This is a genomic window from Nioella aestuarii, from assembly GCF_050896395.1.
Lineage (GTDB): Bacteria > Pseudomonadota > Alphaproteobacteria > Rhodobacterales > Rhodobacteraceae > Nioella > Nioella aestuarii.
The window spans coordinates 1-7,318 of the sequence record NZ_JBPBBA010000071.1; the positions used below are offsets into that span (position 1 = coordinate 1).

Sequence of the window (7,318 nt, forward strand, 5' to 3'; positions counted from 1 at the left end):
CATATTGGCTGCGATGAACCAGAAAACCTCCGTTACGAAAACCTCAAATCTGTCCCATAGGCGCTGACGTCAGACACGACAGGACTGGGCCGCCTTGGGGCGGCCTTTTCTTGTTGCGGTTCATGGTGTAAAGCGGAGCCGATAACCGATGGAGGGTGACATGGACAAAGCCGCGATCTGAACCAATTCCATTCAGACCAGAAAGGCCTATTCCATGCATGACAGTTATCCTGCGCCCGACACAGTGCATCCCGTTCCCTTGCCCGATGGTAGCCGTCACGAGGGCACCGTTTTCCTCAAACCCGTTATCACCCATCCCCGCTGGCAGGTGGGTGAATACAGCTATGCAAGCGCCCACAAGCCGCCGCAGGACTGGGCGTTCCACCTTGCTCCCTATCTTTATGATTTCTCACCCGAAAAGCTGATCATCGGCAAGTTTTGCCAAATCGCCGACGGGGTGCAGTTCATCACGGCGTCGGCAAATCACCGCTATGACGGGTTCACGAGCTATCCGCTTGCGATCTTCGGTGGTGGGCCTGCGGCGGGAAGGCCGTCTATGCCAGACCCCGGACCCGATACTGTGATCGGCCATGACGTGTGGCTGGGGCAGGGGGTCCGGGTGCTGCCGGGCAGCAGGATCGGCAGTGGCTGCATCATTGGCAGCGGTGCGGTGGTGTCCGGAGATATCCCCCCCTATTCGATTGTCGCGGGCAACCCTGCGCGCGTGGTTCGAAAGCGGTTTAGCGAGGATGTGATTGGCCAGCTGCTTGATCTGTCGTGGTGGGACTGGCCTATTGAACGAATTCTCAAGGAAGAGGCCGCGCTATGCTCAGGCAAGTTGGACCTTCTGGACAGATGATCCGTCGGCGGTTTTCCCCCGCGCCCTTTGCCGGTTGTGGCCCCTTGCATCACTGCATGATAGGAAGCGGGCAGAAGTTTTTAGGAATGATGCCATGATCCGTCCTGTCCTTACCATGCTCGCCCTGACCTTGTCGTTGGCTGTAATGTCCACCCCGGCCGCTGCACAACAGCAAGTCAGCGCGCAGTTGATCCGATCTGTCGAGCAGGAACTTCCTAATTATGTCGATGGTGTTGACGTTCGGTCGCTAACCGTCGGGCAGATCTCGTCCCTTCATTTTGTGCTGCACAGCGGCCGTTCACCTTCCCATATCCGGGCGCAGGTCATTGCCATCCTGGGTGGTTTGGACGCATTGCTGTTCGGTCGAAATCTGGCGGCTCTCTGATCTTGCGCAAGGTGGGGCTTCATTTCCCGCGATATGCTGCGGGGTATGAGACTCGATCTAACCCTTCTGACCCTTGGCGTCCTTTTTCTCGTTGGTCTTGCAGCGGATGAACTTGGGCGTCGGACCCGATTGCCAAGAGTGACGCTGCTATTGCTGGCAGGCGTGTTGGCAGGGCGATCGGGGTTTGACCTTGTGCCAGCCGAAGCCGAGACGTGGTACGAATTCCTGTCCGTGTCAGCCTTGACCATGGTGGCGTTTCTGCTTGGCAGTGCGCTGACACGCCGTAATCTGGCGGCACATGGCACGGAAATTGTGTTGATCTCGATCAGCATCGTGCTGGTCACGCTTGTGGTGGTCGCCGGCGGTCTGTCGTTGATCGGCGTCCCAGTTGGCCTTGCGCTATTGCTGGGGGCGATCGCAACGGCAACCGCGCCTGCCGCAACCGAGGATACAATCCGGCAATCGGGCATGACCGGGGCCTTCCCCGACAAGCTGCGCGGCATCGTGGCGGTTGATGATGCCTGGGGGCTTCTGGCGTTCAGCTTGATGACGGTGGCAGCGGGGGAACTCTATGGAAACGGCCAAACAGGGGTTGTGTGGCACACGCTGAGAGAGATCGGCGGCGCGGTGTTGCTTGGGGCGGTGGTCGGAATTCCCGGCGCAGCGTTGACCGGCCGGATCAAGCCGGGTGAACCGCTCCAGACCGAGGCGCTCGGGCTTGTCTTTCTAACGGCCGGACTGGCGATGTGGCTTGGCGTTTCCTACCTGCTGGCAGGGATGACAGCGGGTATGCTGATCGTCAATTTCGCCCGGCATCATCGGCAGGCATTTCACGAAATCGAAAACGTGCGGTGGCCTTTCATGGTGCTGTTCTTTCTGCTGGCGGGTGTTTCACTGGAGCTGGACCATCTGGCCACAATGGGGGGGCTTGGGTTGGCTTATCTGGGCCTTCGGATCACGGGGCGGATCATTGGGGGCTGGCTCGGGGCGCGGATCGGTGGTGAGGACGAAGCGGAACGCCCTTGGTTCGGGATCGCGCTGTTGCCACAGGCAGGGGTGGCGATTGGCATGGCGCTTGTCGCAGCAGAGAGCTTTCCTGACTGGAGCGAAACCATCATCACATTGACCATCGGTACGACGGTTATCTTCGAGCTACTTGGCCCGCCAGCGACGCTGTTTGCTTTACGCCGGGTTGTCGGGAAAGAAAGCGGGAAGACCAGTGCAAAGGGGCCTTGATTCCGCCTTGGCGATGGCGTAACCGGTGGCTCCAGCATAGGGGTGTAGCTCAGTTGGTAGAGCAGCGGATTCCAAATCCGCAGGCCGCGGGTTCGAATCCTGCCGCCCCTGCCAAAAACATTAAAGGCTTAGCGGTTACTCGCTAAGCCTTTTGTCTTTCTCGGGCTCTTCGTTGTCGCATGGATGTTCAGGCTCAAGCGTTGTGCGCCATTTCCTGCCTCGCGTGGCTGGAGAAGGCGGGCAAATGCCCCTTGCGAGCCCGGCTGCACGCGGACCGGCTTGGAGGAGGCTAAAGTTAAGGTCTTGATTGGCTCTCTTAACCCATGACGCGCCGAGTGTGGTCTGACGACCGCCCATGATTAATAGCAAGGCGGTCGATGCGTGCCTTGGCGCAGCCCAGAGAAGCGTTGCCTAGATCCTCATGCGCGGGACATTGTTCGGATCAAGCTTGAGGTCCACGATGATCGGGCCTTTCCGGGCCTCTATCGCTTCAATCGCTGCTTCCAGTTCCTTGGGTGATGTCACCTCTATGCCTTGCCCGCCAAGGGACCGGGCGATCTCGGAGAAAGAGGGCCAGTCAAACTCGGTCAGAGACGGGTCCATCTGCCTGTCCAGCATCTGGATATGCTCGGCCCCATAGGCGGAGTCGTTGCAGATGATCACGATAAGATCGCGGTTTGTCCGCACGGCCGTGTTGAATTCGTTCATGCCGCCCATCATGAAGCCACCGTCGCCCATGAACAAAACCACCGGCCTGGTTGGGTCACCGTGGGCCGCACCGATCGCTTGCTGCATCCCTTGGCCGATGGCAGCGAAGTTGTCGCTCATGTGAAAGCTGTTCGGGTCTGGCACATTCACCCGGCACCACACTTCGGTGATGTAGCGCCCTCCATCGGTCAGCATGATCCGATTTTCGGGCAACGCTTCGTTTAGTCGATCCAATGCGAACTCAAGGTTGATACAGCCATCGGTGGATTTTTCAGGATCGCCTTTGGGGTGCACGGAAACATCATGTGACGGCAGTTCCCGCGAAAATCCTGACGGAGCGACCTCTGCCTCGTTAAGCCAATAAAGAAAGTTATCCGCGGTTTGGGCTGCGTCCGCGACCAAGACAGCGTCGGGTTGATAGAACCTGCCGACATCGGACTCACTGTTGTTGATCTGGACGACCCGCTTACCTTTCAGCAGCTCTCCGCGATCGGTTGTGAAAATGTGCATCAGCGCCCCGAAGACGATGATGCAATCGGCTGCCCCGATCACGTCATAGGCGCCTGCCGTGCTCAACGTTCCGAAGTAGCCGATATTGTTGGGGTGCCCCTTAAACAATCCTGTGCCTTTCAAGGTGGTGGCCAATGGGGCCTCCAACCGTTCGGCCAAGGCAATCAGGTTGTCTTTGGCGGGAACCGCCCCGGCCCCGGCCAAGATCAAAGGCCGCCGGGCGGATGCGATCATGCCGATGGCTTCCTCATGCGCGGACCCTTCGGTGATTACGGTTGGGGCATTCGGCGCGGGGAAGACAACGGTTTGATGTTTGACTTCCGCCCACATGAAGTCAGACGGGATGTTGACTACGATTGGCCGTCGTTCCTTGCGCGCGCGGTAGAACGCGGTTGCCACATCCCGCGACGCGGTTTCTGGTGCCTTGACCTGTTCAAACCCCGCGCCGGTCGCCTTGACAACTTCGCGCTGGTCTATGTTTTGCGGATGGAAAGGTGCCGTGACGGGGGTGTCGCCGCATAACAGGATCATCGGCCGTCGTGCGACCACGCCTTCTCGCAGGGCGGTGAAGCAATTGGTCAGGCCCGGTCCCTGGGTCACTGTTGCAACGCCGACTTTGCCGCTTGCCTGGGTGTAAGCTTGCGCCATCAGGACAGTTCCGCCTTCGTGGGCTGCGGGCACCAGCGTTCCACCACAGGCGCTGACAAAATGGTTTGCCAGAAAGAGGTTTGCATCACCGACCAGACCGAACATCGTGTCGATGCCATGATCTCGGATGGATTGCGCAATGGATTGGTGCATGTATTCGACATCATCTGACATCTGTCTTTTCCTTGGGATACTTGGACTGCCACACCGGGCGTCTGTCTGGAGGTGCTTTGGGACGTAACGCGCTCATGCCAACGCATCTTCGGAATTGGGCTCATTGAGTTGCCCAATCCGAAACGCGGTTGCGAGATGTCCGATATGCTCGGTCAGGTGGGCTGCTGCCAGATCGGCATCCCTGCTTCGACAGGCTTCCAGGATGCTGAGGTGCTCGCCCATTGAACGATCCGTGTTCTCATCGAAGATGGTGAAAAGATGCGTGCGCAGCGCCTTGGCCGGGCTGATCGTGTATGTGTAGGACTTGATGATCGAGCGATTTTCGCAAGCGGTAAGAATAGCCGTGTGAAATTGATCATCCGCGGTCGAATAGCCCTTGGGGTCTGACCTCTTCAATGCGCGCTGCATTGCGGTGCAGGCGTCTTCAAGGCTCTCGATAAGGGTGTCGTAGTTGCTCAGGATGCCCATTCGGATCGCTGCAGCTTCTAGCACCGTGCGGAATTCACAGAGTTCATCCACGTCGCGCATGTTTGGTGTAAAGACGAATGACCCGCGTTTTGGTGACACGTTTACCAAGCCTTCGATCTGCAGGGCGGCAAGGGCATCACGCACAGGCGAACGGCTGATGCCAAGCATGTCGGCAAGACGCTGCTCGGACAGTTTCGAACCCAGGGGCAATTCACCAGACACGATCGCATCGCGAAGTCTGCCCTTGGTGACCTCCATCAATGATTCCGGCTGCTCGATTGGTTGCACGGGGTAGGGCTCCTTCCGGGGGTGATGTCTGTAATCTTCAGTTTGCCAAACTAACATGTTACATGGTTCTTGACAACAGAAACTAACATGTTGGATGTTAGCTTCGAAAATCACGGGAAGGGATCACAGGTGGTGGCCAAGGATCAAACGGAACCGAATACAACCGATGCCTCAGTGCAGCTGCGGGACATTGAGGCCGCTATGGCGGCCCTGGAAGAGGTTGTTGGCGCCGCTCATATCTTGACTGAACCGGCGGACAAGGCAGGCTATCTGACCGACTGGACAGGCGCTTTCAGCGGCGATGCCCTGGCAGTGGTGCGCCCTTCACGCACCGCTGAGGTCTCGGATATTGTCAAGATTTGCGCGGCAAACGGATTGGCGATTGTACCGCAAGGGGGGCAAACCGGGCTGTGCGGCGGCGGTGTTCCCGTGGCTGGGCAAGCCTCGATCATCTTGTCGCTCGCGCGGATGAATGCGGTTCGCTCGATTGACCTGGCGGGGCGCACCGCCGTGGTTGAGGCAGGCGTGGTGCTTGAAGCGTTGCACAATCGCGTGCTGGAGGAGGGGCTGATTTTTCCTTTGATGTTCGGCGCAAAGAGCAGTTGCACCATCGGCGGCAACCTGTCGACCAACGCGGGCGGCTCCAACGTTGTACGCTATGGCAACACGCGCGAGCTTTGCCTTGGGATCGAGGCCGTCATGCCCGATGGCACCATTGTCAATGCACTGACCGGGCTGCGCAAAGACAACACCGGATATGACCTGAAAAATCTGCTGATCGGGGCCGAAGGCACGTTGGGTATCATCACCGCGGCAGTGTTCAAGCTTTATCCTGTACCTGTGACCCGCATGACAGCGTTCTTGTCTGTGTCGTCTTTGGCAGCCGCAACGGGCGTTCTGAACCGTCTACAGGATTTTTCCGGCGGCGCAGTCGAGGCTTATGAATACATGCCCCGCAAGATGGTTGAGCTCATCTGCATGCATTTCCCGGCGATACAGCCCACATTTGACCCGCCCGCAGATACCGGCGTGTTGGTTGAGATTGCCTCTAGCCGTGCAAGTGACAGCGAGCTGACCGACGATGGGTCAACACGGCTGACAGAGAGCGTCATGATGCTTTTGGCGGAGCTGATGGAAGAAGGCGTGATCTTGGATGCAATCATTGCGCAGTCGGAAAAACAGCGCAACGATCTGTGGCAGATGCGCGAATCCGTGCTTGAGGCGATTACCGAAAACGGGCCGTGCTATCATCTTGATCTGTCCCTTCCCCTGGCGAATATCGCAAGCTTCGTGGAAGAGTTGGACCCAATCTCAACGAGCCTGGGATTCCAGCCGCTGGTTGTCGGACATTTGGGGGATGGAAACCTGCACTATGCGCTCAGTGCAGCTGATGGATTTGAGTGGTCGGACCTGCCACTGGACAAAGCCAAGGCGGCGGCATTTGACCTGCTGACCCGCCTGAACGGATCGTTCAGTGCAGAACATGGCATCGGTCAGAGCAAATTGCCCGTGATGGCCCACCTGAAAGAGCCGTCGCAACTGCAGGCGATGCGCGCCATAAAAGCGGCGCTGGACCCCAAGAACATCATGAATCCCGGTAAATTCCTCCCGCTTCCGGACGTCGCCGCATGACCCTGGACGCCAGCAGTTCAGGGCTACTGCTTGGTTGACGCGCTTGGCAAGTTTGGTGGGCCAATCAAAGCTGTGGTGACGGCAAACGGGCCGGTGCCCTTGCTGGGTGGATAGGTAGAGCGGTTCCAGCGATCCGTTCATCGGGAATTCTTCCAGCCGCATAGATACAAGGGGGATGCCATCCCGCGCCAGCCCCCCGAACACTTGCTTGGTTGCATCTCTTGAATGGGCGCATCTGTTCAACACCTGGCGCCAGCTTGGCCCAGACCTGCGGATTTGCCCGCTATTGCGCCGCCTCAGAACACGAAATCGCTGGCGTCGAAGCCTCCTGTATAGCCGAGGACGATCACAGCATCCCCGCCCGCGAAGGCGATGCGGGTGTTCGTGCCGTTGTCGGTGATGGTCAGGTC

The 7,318-nt window shown here is 58.4% G+C and carries 6 protein-coding genes and 1 tRNA gene; 5 read left to right on the top strand and 2 right to left on the bottom strand.

Going from position 1 to position 7,318, the window contains the following annotated elements:
* Positions 1–214 precede the first annotated feature (214 nt).
* The 4 genes from ACROHD_RS20520 to ACROHD_RS20535 all read left to right on the top strand — a co-directional run bounded on the left by ACROHD_RS20520 (position 215) and on the right by ACROHD_RS20535 (position 2,594).
* Positions 215–859: a CatB-related O-acetyltransferase gene (locus ACROHD_RS20520; protein ID WP_432680311.1), complete on the top strand. Its 645-nt coding sequence runs from the start codon at positions 215–217 to the stop codon at positions 857–859.
* A 115-nt stretch (positions 860–974) separates the two neighbouring features.
* Positions 975–1,244: a hypothetical protein gene (locus ACROHD_RS20525; RefSeq protein ID WP_432680312.1), complete on the top strand. Its 270-nt coding sequence runs from the start codon at positions 975–977 to the stop codon at positions 1,242–1,244.
* A gap of 45 nt (positions 1,245–1,289) precedes the next feature.
* On the top strand, positions 1,290–2,480 hold the full coding sequence (locus tag ACROHD_RS20530) for a cation:proton antiporter (protein ID WP_432680313.1): 1,191 nt from the start codon (positions 1,290–1,292) through the stop codon (positions 2,478–2,480).
* 38 nt (positions 2,481–2,518) lie between these two features.
* Positions 2,519–2,594: transfer RNA gene (locus ACROHD_RS20535), tRNA-Trp, on the top strand.
* A gap of 297 nt (positions 2,595–2,891) precedes the next feature.
* Here the strand turns inward: ACROHD_RS20535 and ACROHD_RS20540 are convergent.
* Entirely contained in the window at positions 2,892–4,520 is a 1,629-nt protein-coding gene (locus tag ACROHD_RS20540; RefSeq protein WP_432680314.1) for a thiamine pyrophosphate-binding protein, read from the bottom strand.
* A 72-nt stretch (positions 4,521–4,592) separates the two neighbouring features.
* Positions 4,593–5,333, bottom strand: a complete 741-nt coding sequence (locus ACROHD_RS20545) for a GntR family transcriptional regulator (RefSeq protein ID WP_432680315.1) — start codon at positions 5,331–5,333, stop codon at positions 4,593–4,595.
* A 30-nt stretch (positions 5,334–5,363) separates the two neighbouring features.
* On the opposite strand from ACROHD_RS20545, the gene ACROHD_RS20550 reads away from it, so the two are divergent.
* Complete coding sequence (locus ACROHD_RS20550; RefSeq protein ID WP_432680316.1) at positions 5,364–6,908, top strand: FAD-binding oxidoreductase; 1,545 nt, start codon at positions 5,364–5,366, stop codon at positions 6,906–6,908.
* Positions 6,909–7,318 lie beyond the last annotated feature (410 nt).